The sequence below is a fragment of the Actomonas spartinae genome (assembly GCF_051209155.1).
In the GTDB taxonomy this organism is placed as follows: domain Bacteria; phylum Verrucomicrobiota; class Verrucomicrobiia; order Opitutales; family Opitutaceae; genus Actomonas.
On the sequence record NZ_JBPJGB010000005.1, the window covers coordinates 101,327 to 119,809 of the forward strand.

The 18,483-nt window shown below is 61.7% G+C and carries 17 protein-coding genes; 3 read left to right on the plus strand and 14 right to left on the minus strand.

Translation table 11 applies throughout. The features are described 5' to 3' along the window. Position 1 precedes the first annotated feature (1 nt). The 13 genes from AC0MRV_RS19300 to tig form a co-directional block, all read right to left on the minus strand. Positions 2-715 carry a cbb3-type cytochrome c oxidase subunit II gene (locus AC0MRV_RS19300; RefSeq protein WP_472766148.1) on the minus strand — a complete coding sequence of 238 codons (714 nt, stop codon included), beginning with the start codon at positions 713-715 and terminating at the stop codon, positions 2-4. Beyond that, entirely contained in the window at positions 712-2,196 is a 1,485-nt protein-coding gene (locus AC0MRV_RS19305) for a cbb3-type cytochrome c oxidase subunit I (RefSeq protein ID WP_472766149.1), read from the minus strand. Before AC0MRV_RS19305 ends, AC0MRV_RS19300 begins: the two co-directional genes overlap by 4 nt. 19 nt (positions 2,197-2,215) lie before the next feature. After that, positions 2,216-2,425 (minus strand): cbb3-type cytochrome oxidase assembly protein, encoded by a 210-nt coding sequence (locus tag AC0MRV_RS19310; RefSeq protein WP_472766150.1) that lies wholly within the window; start codon positions 2,423-2,425, stop codon positions 2,216-2,218. Positions 2,426-2,429: 4 nt separating this feature from the next. After that, entirely contained in the window at positions 2,430-2,750 is a 321-nt protein-coding gene (locus AC0MRV_RS19315; RefSeq protein ID WP_472766151.1) for a hypothetical protein, read from the minus strand. Then, on the minus strand, positions 2,743-4,074 hold the full coding sequence (locus AC0MRV_RS19320; protein ID WP_472766152.1) for a hypothetical protein: 1,332 nt from the start codon (positions 4,072-4,074) through the stop codon (positions 2,743-2,745). The genes AC0MRV_RS19315 and AC0MRV_RS19320 overlap by 8 nt, the downstream gene beginning before the upstream one ends. 1 nt (position 4,075) lies before the next feature. After that, positions 4,076-4,690: a c-type cytochrome gene (locus tag AC0MRV_RS19325; RefSeq protein ID WP_472766153.1), complete on the minus strand. Its 615-nt coding sequence runs from the start codon at positions 4,688-4,690 to the stop codon at positions 4,076-4,078. Positions 4,691-4,695: 5 nt separating this feature from the next. After that, the gene (locus AC0MRV_RS19330) at positions 4,696-5,229 is read right to left on the minus strand and encodes a DUF3341 domain-containing protein (RefSeq protein ID WP_472766154.1); all 534 of its coding nucleotides are present in this window, start codon (positions 5,227-5,229) and stop codon (positions 4,696-4,698) included. A 27-nt stretch (positions 5,230-5,256) separates the two neighbouring features. Then, complete coding sequence (gene nrfD, locus AC0MRV_RS19335) at positions 5,257-6,681, minus strand: NrfD/PsrC family molybdoenzyme membrane anchor subunit (RefSeq protein WP_472766155.1); 1,425 nt, start codon at positions 6,679-6,681, stop codon at positions 5,257-5,259. After that, complete coding sequence (locus tag AC0MRV_RS19340; protein ID WP_472766156.1) at positions 6,681-10,049, minus strand: TAT-variant-translocated molybdopterin oxidoreductase; 3,369 nt, start codon at positions 10,047-10,049, stop codon at positions 6,681-6,683. The genes nrfD and AC0MRV_RS19340 overlap by 1 nt, the downstream gene beginning before the upstream one ends. Next, a complete protein-coding gene (locus AC0MRV_RS19345; RefSeq protein ID WP_472766157.1) occupies positions 10,046-10,702 on the minus strand; it encodes a cytochrome c3 family protein in 657 nt (218 codons plus the stop codon). Before AC0MRV_RS19345 ends, AC0MRV_RS19340 begins: the two co-directional genes overlap by 4 nt. Positions 10,703-11,087: 385 nt before the next feature. Continuing rightward, on the minus strand, positions 11,088-12,374 hold the full coding sequence (clpX, locus tag AC0MRV_RS19350; protein ID WP_472766158.1) for an ATP-dependent Clp protease ATP-binding subunit ClpX: 1,287 nt from the start codon (positions 12,372-12,374) through the stop codon (positions 11,088-11,090). A 108-nt stretch (positions 12,375-12,482) separates the two neighbouring features. Beyond that, positions 12,483-13,106: an ATP-dependent Clp protease proteolytic subunit gene (locus tag AC0MRV_RS19355; protein ID WP_472766159.1), complete on the minus strand. Its 624-nt coding sequence runs from the start codon at positions 13,104-13,106 to the stop codon at positions 12,483-12,485. A 35-nt stretch (positions 13,107-13,141) separates the two neighbouring features. Next, on the minus strand, positions 13,142-14,467 hold the full coding sequence (tig, locus tag AC0MRV_RS19360; RefSeq protein ID WP_472766160.1) for a trigger factor: 1,326 nt from the start codon (positions 14,465-14,467) through the stop codon (positions 13,142-13,144). A gap of 148 nt (positions 14,468-14,615) precedes the next feature. On the opposite strand from tig, the gene AC0MRV_RS19365 reads away from it, so the two are divergent. Genes AC0MRV_RS19365 through AC0MRV_RS19375 form a run of 3 tightly spaced genes read left to right on the plus strand, consistent with a single transcriptional unit; the run spans position 14,616 to position 17,837 of the window. Continuing rightward, positions 14,616-15,272: a hypothetical protein gene (locus tag AC0MRV_RS19365; RefSeq protein ID WP_472766161.1), complete on the plus strand. Its 657-nt coding sequence runs from the start codon at positions 14,616-14,618 to the stop codon at positions 15,270-15,272. Then, positions 15,269-16,420 (plus strand): alanine racemase, encoded by a 1,152-nt coding sequence (gene alr / locus AC0MRV_RS19370; protein ID WP_472766162.1) that lies wholly within the window; start codon positions 15,269-15,271, stop codon positions 16,418-16,420. The genes AC0MRV_RS19365 and alr overlap by 4 nt, the downstream gene beginning before the upstream one ends. A gap of 37 nt (positions 16,421-16,457) precedes the next feature. Then, positions 16,458-17,837: a DUF6020 family protein gene (locus AC0MRV_RS19375; protein ID WP_472766163.1), complete on the plus strand. Its 1,380-nt coding sequence runs from the start codon at positions 16,458-16,460 to the stop codon at positions 17,835-17,837. Between the two features lie 71 nt (positions 17,838-17,908). Here the strand turns inward: AC0MRV_RS19375 and AC0MRV_RS19380 are convergent, their stop codons facing one another. After that, complete coding sequence (locus AC0MRV_RS19380) at positions 17,909-18,472, minus strand: YqgE/AlgH family protein (protein WP_472766164.1); 564 nt, start codon at positions 18,470-18,472, stop codon at positions 17,909-17,911. Positions 18,473-18,483 lie beyond the last annotated feature (11 nt).

Sequence of the window (18,483 nt, forward strand, 5' to 3'; positions counted from 1 at the left end):
CTTAGTGCCCCTCCCCTTCGCTGTCGGCTTCGGCTGATTCTTCACCTTCGGCCGCAGTCTCTTCCTGATGAAGCTTGAATGCCTCGGCGTAACCGTAGGTGTCCTTGCGCTGGCTGAGATAAGCCACCAAGGATTTCGCGCGCTCGGTCGGAACAACTTCGTAGCCCTCAGGCGGCAACGAATCCTTCGGCAACGGCTCACCGTCGGTGTAGGTGGCCGGCAGGTTCAGGGCATCAGGACTCGGTTGGCCCACGATCTTACGCATCTCGAAGAGAAAACGATAAGGCGGCATGATGGATCCGCGGGAGGTAAGCTGCGGATCGTAAAGGTGCAACATGTGCCAGGTCGGGTCCGCCTGACGCGCGGCGATGTTCCGGAGATCCGGACCCGTGCGCATGGTGCCGAGCATCACACGCTTCTCGCGAATGTAGTCGCGGGCGACGCTCTGACGCTCACCCCAACCGCGCTCAATGTCCGAGCCGTAGCCCGGACGACGCACCTGTTGGGTGTGGCAGTAAACGCAGCCGAGGTCCTGATAGACCAACTCGCCGCGCTCGGCGATGCCGGAGGTGGCTTCCGGGAACACCTTACCCTCGGTCTGATCGTAAACCGGGGTGAGACTGCCGTAGGCGATCTGGTTGACCAGCACGATGCCGGTCCACGAAAACGCGAGGGCCACAAACACCCCAAGGAAGATAAGCGGAGCGCGATTCATCGGGCGATCTCCATGGTTTCGGGGCTACGGAACAGCGTGGGCACCGAGGCCTCGGCGGTCCGGGACTTGAACAGCATCCAGGCAAAATTCACGGCAAAAGCGATGTGACCGACGGTCATCATGATACCGGCCAGACTGCGGGTCACCAGGTAGCGCTTGGTGAGTTCCACGATGTCCATGAACACCGGATATTTCTCAACATCGTTGAGGGCCAAGCCCTGCTCGATGCCACCGATGGAAAGCGCGCCCACGTAGAGCAGGATGCCGATGGCAGTCGCCCAGAAGTGCATCGTGATGAGGCCGGCGGAAGGCCACTCCTTCAGGAGCAAACGCGGCAGGATGTAGTAGATGCTGCCGAACATCACCATGGTGAAGAAGGCATACATGCCAAAGTGCGCGTGACCGACGGTATAGTGCGTGAAGTGCGTGACCTCGGCCCAACTACGAATCGCCATGGAGGATCCTTGCAGGGAAACCAAGGTGTAGGACATCGCGCCGAACACGATGAAGCGTAGGGTCGGGCTGAACTTCAGCGCGCCGAAGCTGCCGACCATCGTCATGTGGTGGTTGATCGCGGTCACCACGACCGGCACGACCATCATGAAGGAGGCGGCGATACCGGCGGTTTGCACCCAAGCCGGGACCGGCCCACCAATAAGATGATGCACGCCGGCCCAGTTGTAGAAGAAGGCGAGCGACCAGAAACCGAGCACCGAAAGGTAGTAGCTGTGAATCGGCTTACCCAGCACCTTGGGCAGAAAGTAATAAACCGCACCGAGGCCGATCGGCGTGAACCAGAGGCCCAACACGTTGTGGGCAAACCACCAGTTCACCAAGGCCTGCACCGTGCCGCGGGCCGGCTCAAAGATCAGCATGATCTGCGCGATGGAATAGAGCCACGGAAACCAGAAAAGGGCGGCGAGGATATACCACTGCGAGACGTAGATGTGCTGGGACTTGCCAAAGCGGAAGGTGATCACCGCCCAAGCGCCAATCAGCGCGTAGGCCACGAAGAGCAAGGGCGTCGCGTAAGGCGGCATCTCCAGCCACTCGATCGAAGTCGAATCACCGCGGAGGATACCAAACACGCCGATGCTCACACCGATGTTCCAAAAGGCGCCGGCCACGAAGAGCAGCGTCGGGTGGCGCAGCGTCGCCCGCGACAGACGAGCCATGAGCCAGAAAGCGACCGCGAAAGCCGCGTTCACGCTCCAACCGTAAATCACGGTGTTCAAGTGGGCGGTGCGCGCCCGACCAAACGTGAGCCACTCCCAGTTCCCCATGAACTCCGGGTTGTGCATCTTGAACGACGAGATCAGCGCGAACGCGGTTCCCGCCAGCAGCCAGAGCACACTGGAAATGAGGAAAAAGAGAGCCGGCGCTTTGGTGGAAGCGTCGATTTCGCTGAGCTCGGCACGGGTCACCGAAATCGGTGAGGTGCTGGGATCCAGCGACTGGGCGATACTGGGGGCGGATGCCATCGTCGGAATGAAGCGGGATTTAGCGGCGGGACGGGTGTTCCGTCGGGTGGCGACCCGGGAAGAAGTCCGTGGCTTGGCCCACGGGTTCCTGATCGTCAAAAATGGTGGCGGCGTTCTTTTCGAAGTCTTTGAGCTGACCGTTCTTCACCGCCCAGTGCAGGGCATAAGCGGCTGACGCAAGGAACAGCAACGTGAACGGCAGCGCGACGGCGTAGAAAAACCAATCCATCAGGTTAGCGCTTGGCTTGGATATCAGCGAGGGTCAGCTCGATGGCACGATCAACCGGCACATGCACCACGCCGGCGTCTTGATTGACCCAACCGTAGCTGTTGGCTCGCGCATCGGCGGCGCCGCGAATTTCCGCGAGACGACCCTTGCGGCCCTCCTCGGTGAGCTTCCACTGCTCTTCCGGCGGCACGTTGGTGGCCTGGGAGAGCGGCGTAACCGGCGTATGCGCCAGCGCCATGATGATGAGGAAGATGGCGAAGACGCCGATGACGGCGACCGCCAGCGGCCAGGCCGGGGATTGAGCGGGTTGCTGAGCGTTACTCATGGTGGGTCAGGGATTCGCCGATGCGGGGATCGCGGATCGGGATGAGTTTGGCGGTCGGGAAACTCTTGAGGTAGGCCCACAGCCAGATGCCGCCCACGCCAATCACGGCGGTGAGGGTCCAGAGCTGATGAACCGCGAGGAAGGGCAACGGGTCCCCTACTCCGAGGCCGAAGGCATGACCGTCCGCCACCATTTGCGCGGTGACCTTCTTGGAGGGCCAGACGTTGTAGATGATGTCGATCAACACGATGGTGCAGATCCAGGTGGCCATGAACTTCATCCACTTTTTGCTCACCTTGGCCGGGTAGCTGATGAGGCCGAGGAACGGGAAGAAGAAGTGGCCGAAGAGAATCAGCATGCCGACCCACTTCCACTGGTTGGGCTCACCGGTGCTGTTGTTGATTTCGCGCAGGTTATACCAGAAGGTTTCCTCCGGCACGTTGGCGTTCCAGATGAGGAAGTATTGGGAGAAGGTGACGTAGGCCCAGAAGACCGTGAAGGCGAACGACAGCATGCCGATCGAATACCAGTGGTTGTTGTTCAACACGCCCTGGTAGTCGCCGCGGACATACAGCCAGCACATCATGAGCACCCCGACGGCGAGCGCGGCGCGGATACAGTTGGCGAAGAACCACACGCCATACATGGTGGAGAACCAGTGGTAATCCAGGGCCTTGACCCACAGAATCACACAGAGGGTGAGCGTGATCGCGGTGAAAGGAATACCGGCGGCGGACCATTTGCGGCTCGAAATCGTCCACTTGGCGTCGCCGTCACTGTCCTGCGTGAAGGAGTTGCGACGGAAACGGCTGGCGAGAAACACCCAACCGGCAAAAGAAACGGCCGTCGCGATGACGAAGAACTGGATGTTCAACATGCCGGACTTCTTCTGCCACAACACGTCATCCCCCACGGTGCCGTGGCCACCAATGGAACTGAGATCGTAGTCCGGGCTGAAATACTTCCACAGCAGGTGCGGATCGAGGATCGCAAAAACCACCAGAGGCACAAAGAGCAGTCCCATCCATTTGAACGCGGACACGCCGTGCTCGAACTGACGACGGATGACCGTCGACCAGTTGGCGTCGAAAATGTGGTGGATCATGATCAGCATGAGCATGCCGATCGTGAGTCCGGTCCAGAAGGTCATGGCCGTGAGCCACGAGAAAGCGACCTTGGAGCCGCCCGAAACAAAGATACCAACAATCGTGAGCGCGATGCCCACCACACCCACGCCGAGCGCGAGCCCGGCCGGCGTGCTCTTGCTGGCCGGAGCCGCTGCGGCGGCGGTGCTGGTTGAAACAGTGGAGGAGGCAGATGACATGTTAGTTCAACTCCGCTTGGTAAGCTGCCGGCACGTCGGCGAGGCGGCTGTTCTGGGAACGTTGCAGGGCGCGAACGTAGGCGACGACGGCCCAGCGGTCCTCAGGGACCAACTTGTCGCCGTAGCCGAACATGGTGTTCTTGCCATGAGTGATGGTGTTGAAGAGCTCGCCTTCGGTCTGCGCGCGAAAGGCGTCGCTGTGCAGATTGGCCGGGGTGCCCCACCCGTATTGGGTGACGATGCCCTTGCCGTCGGCCAAGGTGCCATGGCACGGCGCGCAATAAATGTTGTAGCGGTTCTGACCGCGGCGGATGAAGGCACCGTCGATCTCCAACGCCGCCGGGTAACCCGCGGCGAACTCGCCGTCGGAACCGCGACCGGTCGTCAGGTGCGCGTCACCGATGATGGTGTCACGGGCCACGGCGCCCGCGGGAATCGGACGGTCGGTGCGGCCATCGGCGAAGAAAGCCGAGCGCTCCTGCGGCAGATACTTGGATTGGCGATCCATGTCCGGGAACACCTCCAGCGGCGGCTTGGTGGAAATGGTGCCCCGGAAGCCGAGGGCGCCAACGGTCAGGACGACCAGGAAAAAGGCGACGAGGTAAACGTAGCGCATCTGGGTCAGGCCTCGATTTCGGTGATGTCTTTGCCCCCGATCGACTCAAGCAGCGACTTGGTCGCCGCCGCGTCATACTTGGGGTCGCGGGATTCGATCACGATGAGGAATTTATCATCGAGACCACGGTGAATGTGCTCGGTCTTGAGCACCGGGTGATAGTGCATCGGCAGGCCGTTGAGAATGAACATGCCGCCGATGGTGAAAAACGCCGTCAGCAGAATGGTGAGTTCGTAGGATACCGGAAACGCGAACATCGGGCTGAAGAGCGGCTTGCCGCCGACGATCAGCTGGTAGTCCTGCGCACCGGTGAACCAAATCATCGACATACCGGTCGTGAATCCGAGGATGCCACCGATGAGGGAGAAACGCGGAACTTTGGAGCGGCGCACGCCCATCGCACCATCAAGTCCGTGCACGGGGCACGGGGTGATGCAGTCCCAGAATTTGAAGCCGGCGTCGCGCACTTTCTTGGCCGCCTCGTAAATATCCGAAGCGGTTTCGAAGGTGGCAATCACGCCATGTGAAGGAGCAGCCATGATCGAAAGGATTGAGTTGCGCTGGGCTTAGTGGTGGCCGTGACCCGCGTGCGGATCGGCTTGCGGAGTGACCGCCTTGATTTCCGCCATCGGCATGATGGGCAGGAAACGAATGAAGAGGAGGAACAGGACGCTAAACACGCCGAAGGTGCCGAAGAAGGTGAAGATCTCGACGATCGACGGGCTGTAATAACCCCAGCTGGACGGCAGGAAGTCGCGGGCCAGCGAAGTGACGATGATCACGAAGCGTTCGAACCACATGCCAACGTTCACGAAGATCGAGAGGATCCAGACGAACATGGTGTTGTTGCGCACCGCCTTGAACCAGAAGAACTGCGGCGTGATGACGTTGCAGCCGATCATCCACCAGTAGGCCCAGGCGTAGTGACCGAAGGCACGGTTGATGAACGCGAAGCCTTCATACGGATTCGCGCCATACCACGCGATGAAGAACTCCATGCCGTAGGCGTAACCCACGATGGTGCCCGTCGCGAGGGTGATCTTGCACATGCAGTCGATGTGATACTGCGTGATCAGATCCTCGAGGTGGAAGATGGCGCGCAGGGGCAGCATGAGCGTGAGCACCATGCCGAAGCCCGAGAAAATCGCGCCGGCCACGAAGTAAGGCGGGAAGATGGTGGTGTGCCAGCCCGGCAGGAGCGACACCGCGAAGTCGAACGACACGATGGTGTGCACGGAAAGCACGAGCGGGGTCGAGATACCGGCCAGGACCAAGTAGGCCATTTCGTAGTTCGACCAGTGACGGTTCGCCCCGCGCCAACCCATGGCGAACAGGCCGTAGAGCCAGGAACGCACCTTGTTGCCGGTCTTGTAGAAACGATCGCGCAGGATGGCGAGGTCGGGGATGAGACCGACATACCAGAAGAGGACCGAAACCGTGCCGTAGGTCGAAACCGCGAACACGTCCCACTCCAACGGCGAACGGAAGTTCTGCCAGATGTAGTTGGCGTTGGGAATCGGGAAGAGATACCAGGCGAACCAGACGCGACCGACGTGGAAGACCGGGAAGATCGCGGCGCAAACCACCGCGAAGATGGTCATGGCCTCGGCGGCACGGTTGATCGAGGTGCGCCACTTCTGACGCAGGAGACACAAAATCGCGGAGATCAGGGTGCCGGCGTGACCGATACCGATCCAGAACACGAAGTTGACGATATCCCACGCCCAGTTGACCGGATTGGCATGACCCCAAACACCGACGCCCGTGGCCACGAGGTAGGTGATGCCAGCGACGGTCCAACTGGCGACGAAGCACGCGAGGACGAAACAGACCCACCACCAAGTGGGGGTCTTGCCTTCAATGATGCCGCAGATCTTGTCGGTAATCCAACTGAAGCTGCGGTCATGTTCGACCAAAGTGGCACGCGGGAGCACCGCGGGCTTCACTTCACTGAGAATCGCCGGGGCGGCGGCGGAATCGGCGTGGGCCATTAGCTAAGTCCTCCCGTGCGAAGGGCGTTCTTCATGATCGAGGTGTGGTCCTCCCCGTGGTCCTCATGGCTGTCGTGGCCGTGGCTCTCGCCATGCCCATCACCATGCGCGGGGTGGTTCTTCGTATTGTATTCGAGACGGCTGAGCGGCAGGTCGACGTAGTCGGGCATTTCCGGGTTCGGGTTGCGCAGCTTGCCGAGGTAGGTCGTGCGGGGACGGATATTCAGGTAACCGAGCAGCGCGTAATCCTGCTCGCGCGCCTTGGCTTTCGAGACCGCGCTTTCCGGATCCTTGATATTGCCGAACTCAATGGCGTCGACCGGGCAAACCTGTTGGCAGGCGGTCTTGATGGTGCCATCCGGAATCACGACGTTGTCGCTGTTACGAGCCTTCGCCTTTTGAGCGATCTTGGCTTGTTGGATGCGCTGCACACAGTAGGTGCACTTCTCCATCACACCACGCATGCGCACGGTGACATCCGGATTCTTCACCATCTTGACGAGCTCGGGCATGCCCTTGTCGCCGACCGGCCCGAGATAGAGCTGGTCGAGCGCGCGGTCATTCCAATCGAAGAAGTTGAAGCGGCGCACTTTGTAAGGGCAGTTGTTGGCGCAGTAGCGCGTGCCAATGCAGCGGTTGTAGGCCATCACGTTGAGGCCTTCTTCGTCGTGCACCGTGGCGTTCACCGGGCAAACCGTTTCGCAGGGAGCCAGTTCGCACTGCATGCAGGCGACCGGCATGATCGAGGCCTGCGGGTCCTCCGGGATCACCTTGTTCTCCGGACCACCAAAGGCGCCGGCCGAAATGTTGCCGTCGGAATAATAACGATCGAGACGAATCCAGTGCATCTCGCGACCGCGCAGGACCTGGTCCTTGCCGACGATCGGGATGTTGTTTTCCGCCTGGCAGGCGACGACGCAGGCGTTGCAGCCCATGCAGGTGTTGAGGTCGATCGACATGCCCCACTGGTGCACACCATCGAAGTTCGGTGTCTCGTAGAGCGAGTTGCCGCGCGGGGTCTCCGCCGCGACCACACTGAGGGGCAGGTCCTTGTCCTTGCCCAGGTTCGCCGGGGCGTGGGACTCGATGCCGAAGGTATCCACGAAGTTCGGCGTGTGATCGAATTCGCCCTTGTTGGCCTCACGCACGATGTCACGGCCTTCCATCGACCAGTGCTCCTGCGTGTTGGCGAGGAGGTAACGCTCACCGGTCAGGCTGATCGTGGCACCGGTGGCATAACCCTGCGTCAGCGACGTGCGAGCCGGGTAGGCATTGAAGCCAGCCCCCTGCCCCACGTGACCCGTGGCGCTGCGGCCGTAGCCGAGCGGCAGGACGACCGTCCAGTTGGAGAGACCAGGCTGAATGTGCAGCGGACCGCGGACGGTGACACCGTTGACGGTGACTTCACCAATGTAGGCGTTCTCTTTGCCCTGCGGATATTCGGCCAACTCCTTGCGGGCGACCTGCAGAGCGGCGCCAGCCGGATCGATACCGAGCTCCTTGCCGAGGCGCGGGCTCACGAGAATCGCGTTGTCCCACGAAATTTTGGTGATCGGGTCCGGACACTCCTGCAACCAACCGTTGTTGGCGAAGCGGCCGTCGTCGACCTTGTGGTCGGTGGTGAAGCGAACTTCGAGGTTGTCCTTACTCAGCGCCGTGTAGGCCGGGATATTGGCGAACAGACCGTGCAGACCGCTCTCATTGAGCTGCACATTGGCGGATTTGTAAGCGGAACCGGCGATCAGACCATCGTGGAGGAACTTGCGGAACGCGTCCTGCGCGTCGCCCCCGGCCAGACCGGTGATGGTATCGAAAACGACAGTGTAGGGATCCGCGTTCTCTGCACCGGCGAGACGGGCCACGACCTCAAGTTCGGTCATGCCGTCGAAGAGCGGGAGGATCATCGGCTGCACCGGCACCACGGTGCCGTCGGCGGTGCGCGCGTCGCCCCACGACTCCAGGTAGTGGGTGGCGGCGATGTGGGTTCCAGCCAGGGCGGAGGTCTCGTCGACGTAGTAACCGTAACGAACCACTTCACCCGCCGCGGCGGCGATACCCGCGAAATCGAGGTCGGCCGGAGCGTTGTAAGCCGGATTGCCGCCGAGCACGACAAGCGTGGAGACCTTGCCAGACTTCGCGGCAGCGGCGAGCGACGCCAGGGAGGCGGCATCGTTTAGCGGCACTTCAACAAAATCAATCGTGTGGCCGATGTTACCGAGCACACTGTTGAGCGCGTAGACCAGAGCGTGGACCTGGGCGGACTGGTGGGCACCGGCGACCACGAGGCACTCGCCACGGTGGGCGGTGAGATCTTTGGCGCAGGCGTCGAGCCACTTGTCCTGATCCTTGAACTCCAGACCTTGGGAAACCTGGTTCAGACGGCTGTCGCCGGTGATCTTACCCAGCAGCGCCGCGGTGAAGGCCAGCATGTGACTGCTGGCGAGGCGCAGGCGGTGGTCGGCCATCGAACCGGTGAGCGAGAAGGTGCTCTCCACCGCGTAGAGGCGGTTCATCGGATCGTCGGCCTTGAGGACCTTGCGGCCCTTGGCGAAGTCACGGGAGTATCCCAGCGCGCCGGATTCGGCGTGCATGAAGTCGGCGTCGATCGCGACAATACGCTTGGCCTTGGCAAAGCGGTAGAGCGGCTTGACGTTTTTACCGAACGCGGCGCGCGCGGCGGCGATCGGCGGGGTGTCCTGGACGGCGTCGTATTCGGCCCAGATCGCCTTGGGCAGCTTCTGCTTAAGGGCCTTGGCGAGACGAGCACGGCTCGGGGACGAGGAAGATTCGGCGAGGATCGCGAGGCCTTCCCCACCCTTGGCGACGGCGGCGCTGTGGATCGCGCTGAGCTTGTCGCGCATGGCGATCAGCGTCGAGGCGGCACCACCGGACGTGTGAGTCGTCGCACGATCCGGATCGTAAAGGTCGAGGACCGAGGCTTGGGCAATCAGCGACGAGGCGCCACCGTAGGGCGCGTAAGTCGGATTGCCTTCCAGCTTGGTCGGGCGGCCCTGATGGGTCTCGGCCAACAGCGGCAACGCGGCGCCACGCAGCGGAAACGCGGTGGCAAAATATTGCGGCATGCCCGGAATGACGCCTTCGACCGACTTGCCATACGGGAGAATGTTGGCTTCCGGACGACGGCAGCCCGCGGCCAGACCCATGCCGCCGAGGGCAAAGGAAGCCGCCATGAGCTTGAAGAAGGAACGACGATCAACGCCGTTCAGATTGTCGGCGCCTTCGGGGAACTCGCGGGCGAGCTTTTCCTGGAAACCGGGAGTCTCCACCAGCTCATCGAGGCTCCGCCAGTAGCGCGGACCGCTTAGCTCACGGGCGGAGGGTTCGGGATGTTCAACTTTGCGTTTCATCGGTGGCAGCCGGAGCAGCTTTGCGGAGGATGGATATTCCAGTCGTGAATGAACTTCTCGCCGTCGGCACGGGCGCCGGCTTCACCGCCGGGGTGTTGCCAGCCGAGGTCAGTCACGAGATCAGGGTTGCGGAGATTCGGAGCCGGGTCGCGGTGGCAGTCCAAGCAGAAGCCCATTGAGAGCGGCTTGGCGTGCGTGACGACTTCCATTTGGTCGATGCGACCGTGGCACTCGACGCAGGACACGCCGCGATTCACGTGCACGGAGTGGTCAAAGTAGACGTAGTCCGGGGCCTGGTGAACACGCACCCACTCAACCGGGTCACCCGACTCGTAGCTCGCGCGAACCGGCGCCAGCAACGGGCTCTGGTTCTTGACCTGCGAGTGACAGTTCATGCAGGTCTGCGCCGTCGGCACCGCCGCGTGACCCGCCTTCTCCACGGTGGAGTGGCAGTAACGGCAATCCAGGCCCAACTCACCCGCGTGCTTCGCGTGGCTGAAGGGCACCGGCTGGACCGGAGCATAACCAACCCGGGTGTATTTCGGGGTGGCATAGTAGGTGGTGGCAGCCGTCACAATCCCGCCGAAGATCACCAGGAAGAGGATGATCTGCAGGGGCAGACGGTTCGCCGATTTCGGGAAAATATGCGACATGGGCCGAACAGGCTTCTGGCGACGAGGCCGGGTTAGACGGAATCCGCGTCGCGTGCGACAGCACGGACCTCGGGTTTGAGCTTGAAGGAGGTCCGTCCCGCGGGATGAACGACCGAGGTGGTCGCGGACTTTGCCAAAAGTTTAGGCGCGAAAAGGGCCCCTGCGATCAGGGCGCCGAATCGGCCGAAGAAGGACTTGCGCGTATGTGGCTGGCTCACGGGTTGTTGAGTGGTCACGGTCAGCCGGTCAAAGAACCGGTCGAGAATTCCAAAGTAAAACAAAAATTCCCATCGAAGTTGACGAATGGGAACTATTAGCGGCGAAGCAGGGATCGCGCCTCATGGCTAATCGCTTGCTACGATTTTCGACGCACATTTGGCGGTGCTCAGGCGGCATTCTTGGACTCGTTCTTAGGCGCACGTCGCAGGGACGGACGACGTTTGCCCGCCACCACGGCCGCGTCGATGACCACCTCGGCGACATCATCGCGGTCCGGCAGGTCATACATGACCTCGAGCATGAGCTTTTCCATGATTGAACGCAGCGCACGAGCACCCGTCTTGAGATCAATGGCTCGCTGCGCGATCGATCGAATCGCGTCCGGGGTAAACCGCAGTCGCGCCCCGTCCATGGCGAAGAGTTTCGAATACTGCTTCACGATCGCGTTCTTGGTGCGCAGCAAAATCTTCTCGAGGTCGGCGATCTGCAGCTGGTCGAGCACCGAAACCACCGGGAGACGGCCGATGAATTCCGGGATCATGCCGAAACGCACAAGGTCCTCCGGCGCGATCTGGCGCATCATTTCGACCGGATCGAGTTCGACCTCCTTGTCGCGGTTGAATCCCAAGGAGCGGGAGCCGAGCCGCTTTTTGATGATTTCGTCGAGCCCCACAAAGGCACCTCCGCAGATGAAGAGGATGTTGGCCGTGTTGATCTGGATGTATTCCTGGTTCGGGTGCTTGCGCCCCCCCTGCGGTGGCACATTGCAGACCGTGCCCTCCAAAATCTTCAGCAAGGCCTGCTGCACGCCCTCGCCCGACACATCGCGGGTGATGGAAACGTTTTCCGTGGTGCGACGGATCTTGTCGATTTCGTCGACGTAGATGATGCCACACTCGGCCTTTTTGACGTCGTAGTTGGCCGACTGCAGGAGACGCAGGACCACGTTCTCGACGTCCTCACCCACGTAACCGGCTTCGGTCAGCGTGGTGGCATCGGAAATGGCAAAGGGCACATCGAGAATGCGCGCCAGCGTGCGCGCCAGCAGCGTCTTGCCGGAACCCGTCGGTCCGGAGAGCAGGATGTTGCTCTTCTCCACCTCCACGCCATCGAACTCCGGCGCGAGCGTGGCACCGTCGGTTTCGGGGCCTTGGCCGCTGTCGAACGCGAGACGCTTGTAGTGATTGTAGACCGCCACCGAGAGCACCTTCTTGGCGTGCTCTTGCCCAATGACATGCTCATCAAGAGTCGCCTTGATTTGGGCCGGTTTGAGGAGGCGAAAAGCGGGTTTGGACTCGATCGGACTCTGCTTGGTTTCGCGGTCGATGATCGTCTTGCAGACGTTGACGCACGAGTCGCAGATATAGACGCCCGGACCCGCGATGATTTTCTTCACCTCGGTTTGGGATTTGCCGCAAAAGGAGCAGAGCGTCATCCGGGACGATTTAGCCATATCGGAGGGTTATCGGCACGTTTTGCTCTGTCGAGGGGGGAAAATGCAAAAACGGACCAAAAATCTTTTGGTCCGTCTTTGAAATATCAGGAAATCTATCGCTCCGGCTTAGGCCGCGGAGGGTTCCGCGAGGTTTTGCGCTTCCCGAGTCGATTCGACCACGTGGTCGACCAGACCGTAGTCCTTGGCCTCGTGCGCGCTCATGTAGTAGTCGCGATCCGAGTCCTTGGCGACCTGCTCCGCCGTCTTGCCGGCATGCTTGCCGATGGTGGCGTTGAGGGTCTCGCGCCAGCGCAGGATCTCCTTGGCGGCGATGGAGATATCGGCCGTCTGGCCCCCAGCCCCGCCGGAGGGTTGGTGAATCATCACGCGGCTGTTCGGGAGCGCGAAACGCTTGCCCTTGGTGCCGGCGGCGAGAAGCACGGTGGCCATGGAAGCGGCCATCCCGATGCAGTAAGTCACCACGTCGCACTGCAGGAAGTTGATCGTGTCGTAGATGGCCATGCCTCCGGTCACCACGCCACCGGGCGAGTTGATGTAGAGGTGGATGTCCTTCTTCGGATCCTCCATCTGCAGGAAGAGCAACTGGGCGATCACGCTGTTCGCCACGCCGTCATCGATGGGCGTGCCGATGAAAATGATGCGGTCCTTGAGAAGACGGCTGTAGATGTCCATCGACCGCTCGCCGCGGCCGGTGTTTTCGATGACGTAGGGAATGTAGTAGGAGCTCACGGGCGTTGGTTTAATCGGTCGCCGTCAGCGTAACTTTACTTAGCTTCCGCCGCGGCTTCTGTGACACTGGCTTTGGAGACCACCAGATCAAGGGTCTTGTCGAAGAGGATTCCTTGCTGAATGGAACGCAACCGGTCGCGATCTTTTGCGAGTTCCTTGACGAACTTGTCCGGCCCCTGACCGCTGCGCATGGCCTGCTGGTAGATGACCTGGTTCATGTCGTTCTCCTCAACCTTCACCTTTTCCTTTTCCGCGATTTTGCCGACGAGGAACTGGCTCTGAACGCGCGTCTCAGCGGTCTTGCGGGCGTTGGCATAGAGTGCCTCTTTCTCGGCCTCGAGTTGCTCAGCCTTCACGCCTTGACGCATCTGCTGGTCGATGAACTGACGCAGCACGCCTTGGGTTTCCTGCTCCACCAAAGACTCGGGCGCGTGAATCGTGACCTTGGCCAGGAGCGCTTCAATGACTTGGCGACGCTGCTCGGAGCGGTTGCGCGACTCCTTCTGCATCTTGATGTGGTTGCGGATATTGGTCTTCAGCGACTCCACATCGTCGGCTTGGTGAGCCTTGGCGAACTCCTCGTTTAGCTCCGGGAGGACGCGTTCCCGCACCTCGAGGACCTCGACTGCGTAGACCGCCTGCTTGCCGGCCAGCGCCTCAACGGCGGAGAACTCGGCCGGGAAAGTGATGGTAACGTCCTTCTTGTCGCCCTTGGCGAGACCGCCGAGCTGGGCGCCCAGACCGGGGATGAGGCCTTCGTTTTCGCCTTCAACCTCTTCCCAAGTCTGCGGGACTTTGCCGTAAATCTGCTTCTCGGGCGCGATTTCGAGGATCGCTTGGCCGTCGATGGTGCCCTCATAGGCGATCTTCACGTAGTCGCCCTTCTGCGAGGCACGCTCGGCTTCCGAGAAATCGGCGCGCTCAGCCCGCATGTTCTCAATGACCTTCTCCACCTCGTCGTCGGTCGCCTCAGTCGGCTCGACGGTCGTGGCGATGCCCTCGTAGTCCGGCAGCTCGAAGGTCGGCTGCACATCGACGCTGATCGTGATGGTGGCGGCGGCGTCCTTGCTCAGCTCACCTTCCTCGACATTGACGACCCCGAGGATGTCGAGCTTCGACTCCTTGATACCATCCTGGTAGGCCTTGGTGACGATCTTCTTGCGGAACTCTTCCTCAATGTCCTTGGCGTAGCGCTTGGTCACCATGGCGACCGGAGCCTTGCCGGGGCGAAAGCCCGGGAGGCGGGCCATTTTGGTAAACTCCGCCACGACCGCTTGGTGCTGGGCGGCGACTTCGGCCTGCTCGAAGGAAACGACCAGGCTCTTGCGGGTTTCAGAAACGTCTTGGGTTTGGATGTTCACGACCGGATTTGCGGTGAAGGATTCGTAGAGAGAATTGGCCAACCTACGGAGTCGGCTTCGGCGCGGTCAATGCCGGATTGCGCCCCGGGTCCGGCTGCACGCTTGCACCAGTCCGGCGGCCCGCCTTGAGTCCGCTGCCCTGTTCGCCGTGCAATCCCTCCGCGAGATTCAAGCCCATCACCCGACCCTGCTGCTGATCGACGCCGCTTCAACTGTGATCCATGTCGGCGTGACCACGAACGACGGCCCCGTCCGCTGGCGGCGGCGCGAGGGCGAAGCCAGTTCCGTGTTCTTCGCTCTCGTGGCCGAACTGGCGGCGAAACCGGACCAGATGGACGGGTTCATCTTCTGCGAAGGTCCGGGCTCCATGCTCGGCATCCGCACCGTCGCTGCGGCCCTGCGAACGTGGGTCGCGCTGTGTCCCCGCCCGATCTGGAGCTACCGCAGCCTTGAGCTGACCGCCCGCGCCCACGGCCAGCCCGGCGACGCCTTCATCTGCGATGCCCGCCGGCAGTCGTGGCATCAGCTCACGGTCTCCCATGGGGCCGGAAACCTCACGCCGATTGAACGGGTGCCGACCACCGCGCTCGGCACCGTGCGCATGCCCACCGGGTTTCGCACGTGGACGCCCCTCCCCGCCCCACCGCCGGAGATCGTGCCCTACGAGCCAGCCCAACTCACCAGCGAGCTGATCGATGTCCCGCTGCTGCGCGACTGTCCCGAACCCGACGCCTTCCAGCTCGAAGCGCCGGATTACGCCCGTTGGTCGCCCCAAGTGCATCGGGCCCCGGAGGCCTCAGCATGAGCGTGCCGCGCACCCAACTGCCTCTGCGCTGCTGGGCCGAAATCGATCTCGCCGCGCTCGAACGCAACCTGCGCCGCATCCGCGCCTCGCTGCCACCGCACATGCGCTACGTCGCGGTCGTCAAGGCCGACGCCTACGGCCATGGTCTGCACCAGGTCGCCGCCCGCCTCATGCACGCCGGCGCCGACCTCTTTGCCGTCGCCACCCTGGCCGAAGCCGCCGCGTTGCGTGAGCTGGGCTCCGGCTGGCCCATCCTCCTGCTCAGCCCCTTGGTCCCGGACGAGGACGATCACATCGCTCGCTACGACGTGGCGGTCACCGTCTCTTCACCGGAGGAGGTTGCCCGCTTTGACGCGGCGGCCGAACGCGCCGGTCGCCCCATCTCGGTTCACCTCAAGATCGACACCGGGATGGGCCGGGCGGGAGTCTGGCACGAACAGGCCGGCACCGTGTATCAAAAAATCCGTGACGCCGCCGGTCTGCACCTCGCCGGCATCTTCACCCACTACTCCAGTTCCGACGACGATCCGCAATTCACCGCCGAACAGCGCCAAAGGTTTCGCGCCGCCTTGGCGACCTTTGACGGGCTTGATCCGGCCACGCTGCTCGTCCACGCCGACAACAGCGCCGGCCTCGAAACGATCGAACGCGCCGGGCCCTTCAACGCGGTGCGCGTCGGCCTGCTCCAATTCGGCATCCTGCCCCGTCCCGGCTCCCTGCTGGCCGATGTGCACGCGGAACCTGTATTCAGTTTTCGAACACGCGTGGGCCTGGTGAAGAGTTTGCCCGCCGGCACCGCCATCAGCTACGGCCAGACACATCGCCTCGACCGCGACGCCCGCGTCGCCGTGCTCACCGCCGGCTACGGGGACGGGATCAACCGTTTGCTCAGCAATCGCGGCGCCGTGCTCATCGGTGCCCGCCGCTGTCCCATTCTCGGCCGCGTGACCATGGACCAGACCATCGTCGACGTGACCCACCTCGACGCCGTCGCCTCGGGTGATGAGGTCACCCTCATCGGCGAACAACATGGCGCGGAAATCAGTGTCGGCGAATTCAGCGCCTGGGCGGAGACTATTCCCTGGGAGACCTTGTGTTCGGTGACCAAGCGGGTGCCGCGCATCTACCGCACCGCGCTGGGCATCTGACAACAACCGAGAGGCCCGCCCAGCAACACAAACGCCCATGACCGACCTCGACACCTTCATTCGAACTCGACCGGTCTACTTTACCGGCGGGGCCATCCTGTTGGCCGCGATCTCATGGTTGGCCGCATGGGGCGGACACTACCCCGCGAACATGACTCCGGATTCGATCGATCAATGGAATCAGGCATTAACGGGGAACTACAACAATTGGCATCCAGTCGCCCACACGCTCGTCATCAAAGCGTGTGCTGCGCTGTGGGCGTCCCCCGCATCCTTTGTCGTGTTGCAGTTTGCCCTCATGCTGCTGCTGCTTATCGCGATCTTACGGGATCTTACGAAGCGCCGCGCGAGTCCCGCCGCTTTGCTGGCGACGGCCCTGTTTTTTGTGCTGCATCCCCTGCCCGGCAACATGGTTTCCACCATGCTCAAGGACATTCTTTTCTCGATCGCAATGGCGTTCTACACCTTGACGCTGGCGCAGTTGGGGCGTCCCGACCATCAGCCGTCGCGCCGGGATGTCGCCACCCTGCTTCTCAGCGGCTGCGGGATTGTTTTGTTCCGCCACCAAGGCATCGCAATCGTCGCGGTCTCCCAACTGGTCCTCTGGTTCCTGTTGCCGACACGCAAGTTGGGATGGGGTCTGCTGGTGAGCTTCCTGATCCTGTTTTTCGGCTGGAATTTTTTCCTCCGCGTCGGGCTCCACGCCCGGAATTCTCCCGTCACGGAGTTGATGGCGATTCCCTTGCAGCAGATCTCGCTGATCTCTGCCAAATCCAGCAAGGTGACGAGCGAGCAACGGGAGGTGTTTGAACGTGTCGCGCCGTGGCGTGTTTGGCAGGAACGCGATTCGCCCCATTCTGTCGATTGGCTGAAGTTTCACCCGGAGTTTTCGGCTCAATCCGTCGTTGATGCGCCAAGACCCTTTCTGCTCGCATGGTGGGAAGCTGCCAAACAAGAACCGGCTCTCGCCCTCCGAGCGACCGTGGATCAGACGGGCGTTGTCTGGAACCCCTTCGTTGAAGCGAGAGCGGTCTACTACAACGGTGTTCAATCCAACACCCTGGGGGTGGTTTATAGCCCTTGGCCGGGACCGTTTTTCGCCCGCTACACCAATCACATTGGCCGCCTGACCGAGCGCCTCCCCTTTTCTTTGGCGTTTCGCCCCTCGCTCCTGAACTTAACGATGCTGTTTCTGGCCTACGTGGCTTGGCGAAGAAACAAAATCCGCGGCCTCCTTCCCTTCATTCCAATCGCGACCTTGCTCGGGACAATCGTCTTCCTCATTCCCACGCCCGATCTGCGCTACTTTTATCCGGTTTATCTTTGCGCCCCCATTCTCCTGTTTCACGCATTGGGCCAAAACGGGGGCGCAACCGCCATATCCCGAACCCAAGATCAGCCCTGCCCTTCTTCCTGAATTCGTGCGCCCTTGAGCCGCCCACTGTTTGCTGGCGCGGGCTCCACCAAGGCCCCGGCCATGGAACGGTTTTAGTTGCGCTCGGGGTCGTCCGGTTCCTCGGCCAGCAGTTTCCACTCGGGGCTCACTTGCGCGAGGACGCGTCGCCACAGGGTTTCGTCCTGCTCCTGATCGAGCAGATTGGAGGGAATGGCGCTCACGGCCCAGGTGTCGTGCTCAAGTTCGTTCTCCAACTGCCCCCCGCCCCACCCCGCGTAGCCCACAAAGGCCCGCATGACGAAAGCATCCCCCTGTGCCGCGGCGAGTTTTTCGGCTTCAGCGGGTTCAATCCCAAAATGCAAACGCAGGCCCTCGCCATCGGGATGGAATCCCAAAGCGCAAATGAGCAGCCGATCGGTCTGCACCGGGCCACCGGCAAACACCGGCACCTCCGCCAAGGCGCCCCCGCCAAACGCTTCATCCAAATCGCCCAAAAACTTCCCGGTCGGCCGGTTCAGCACCACGCCCATCGCGCCCTCTTTGTCATGCGCGGAGAGCAACACGACGGCGCGGCGGAAATTGGGGTCCTTCAATCCCGGATGCGCCAGCAACAGCGAACCGGCCAGATGCTCCTGAGATTCGCCGTTCTCAATCATGAATTAGGGGA

What these genes read in the sequence shown, in the direction of transcription:
- AC0MRV_RS19300 (WP_472766148.1), bottom strand. Translation starts at nt 715, where the DNA reads ATGAATCGCGCTCCGCTTATCTTCCTTGGGGTGTTTGTGGCCCTCGCG.
- AC0MRV_RS19330 (WP_472766154.1), bottom strand. Translation starts at nt 5,229, where the DNA reads ATGGCTGCTCCTTCACATGGCGTGATTGCCACCTTCGAAACCGCTTCG.
- AC0MRV_RS19340 (WP_472766156.1), bottom strand. Translation starts at nt 10,049, where the DNA reads ATGAAACGCAAAGTTGAACATCCCGAACCCTCCGCCCGTGAGCTAAGC.
- AC0MRV_RS19380 (WP_472766164.1), bottom strand. Translation starts at nt 18,472, where the DNA reads ATGATTGAGAACGGCGAATCTCAGGAGCATCTGGCCGGTTCGCTGTTG.
- AC0MRV_RS19325 (WP_472766153.1), bottom strand. Translation starts at nt 4,690, where the DNA reads ATGCGCTACGTTTACCTCGTCGCCTTTTTCCTGGTCGTCCTGACCGTT.
- AC0MRV_RS19375 (WP_472766163.1), top strand. Translation starts at nt 16,458, where the DNA reads ATGACCGACCTCGACACCTTCATTCGAACTCGACCGGTCTACTTTACC.
- nrfD (WP_472766155.1), bottom strand. Translation starts at nt 6,681, where the DNA reads ATGGCCCACGCCGATTCCGCCGCCGCCCCGGCGATTCTCAGTGAAGTG.
- AC0MRV_RS19310 (WP_472766150.1), bottom strand. Translation starts at nt 2,425, where the DNA reads ATGGATTGGTTTTTCTACGCCGTCGCGCTGCCGTTCACGTTGCTGTTC.
- alr (WP_472766162.1), top strand. Translation starts at nt 15,269, where the DNA reads ATGAGCGTGCCGCGCACCCAACTGCCTCTGCGCTGCTGGGCCGAAATC.
- AC0MRV_RS19305 (WP_472766149.1), bottom strand. Translation starts at nt 2,196, where the DNA reads ATGGCATCCGCCCCCAGTATCGCCCAGTCGCTGGATCCCAGCACCTCA.
- clpX (WP_472766158.1), bottom strand. Translation starts at nt 12,374, where the DNA reads ATGGCTAAATCGTCCCGGATGACGCTCTGCTCCTTTTGCGGCAAATCC.
- AC0MRV_RS19320 (WP_472766152.1), bottom strand. Translation starts at nt 4,074, where the DNA reads ATGTCATCTGCCTCCTCCACTGTTTCAACCAGCACCGCCGCCGCAGCG.
- AC0MRV_RS19345 (WP_472766157.1), bottom strand. Translation starts at nt 10,702, where the DNA reads ATGTCGCATATTTTCCCGAAATCGGCGAACCGTCTGCCCCTGCAGATC.
- AC0MRV_RS19315 (WP_472766151.1), bottom strand. Translation starts at nt 2,750, where the DNA reads ATGAGTAACGCTCAGCAACCCGCTCAATCCCCGGCCTGGCCGCTGGCG.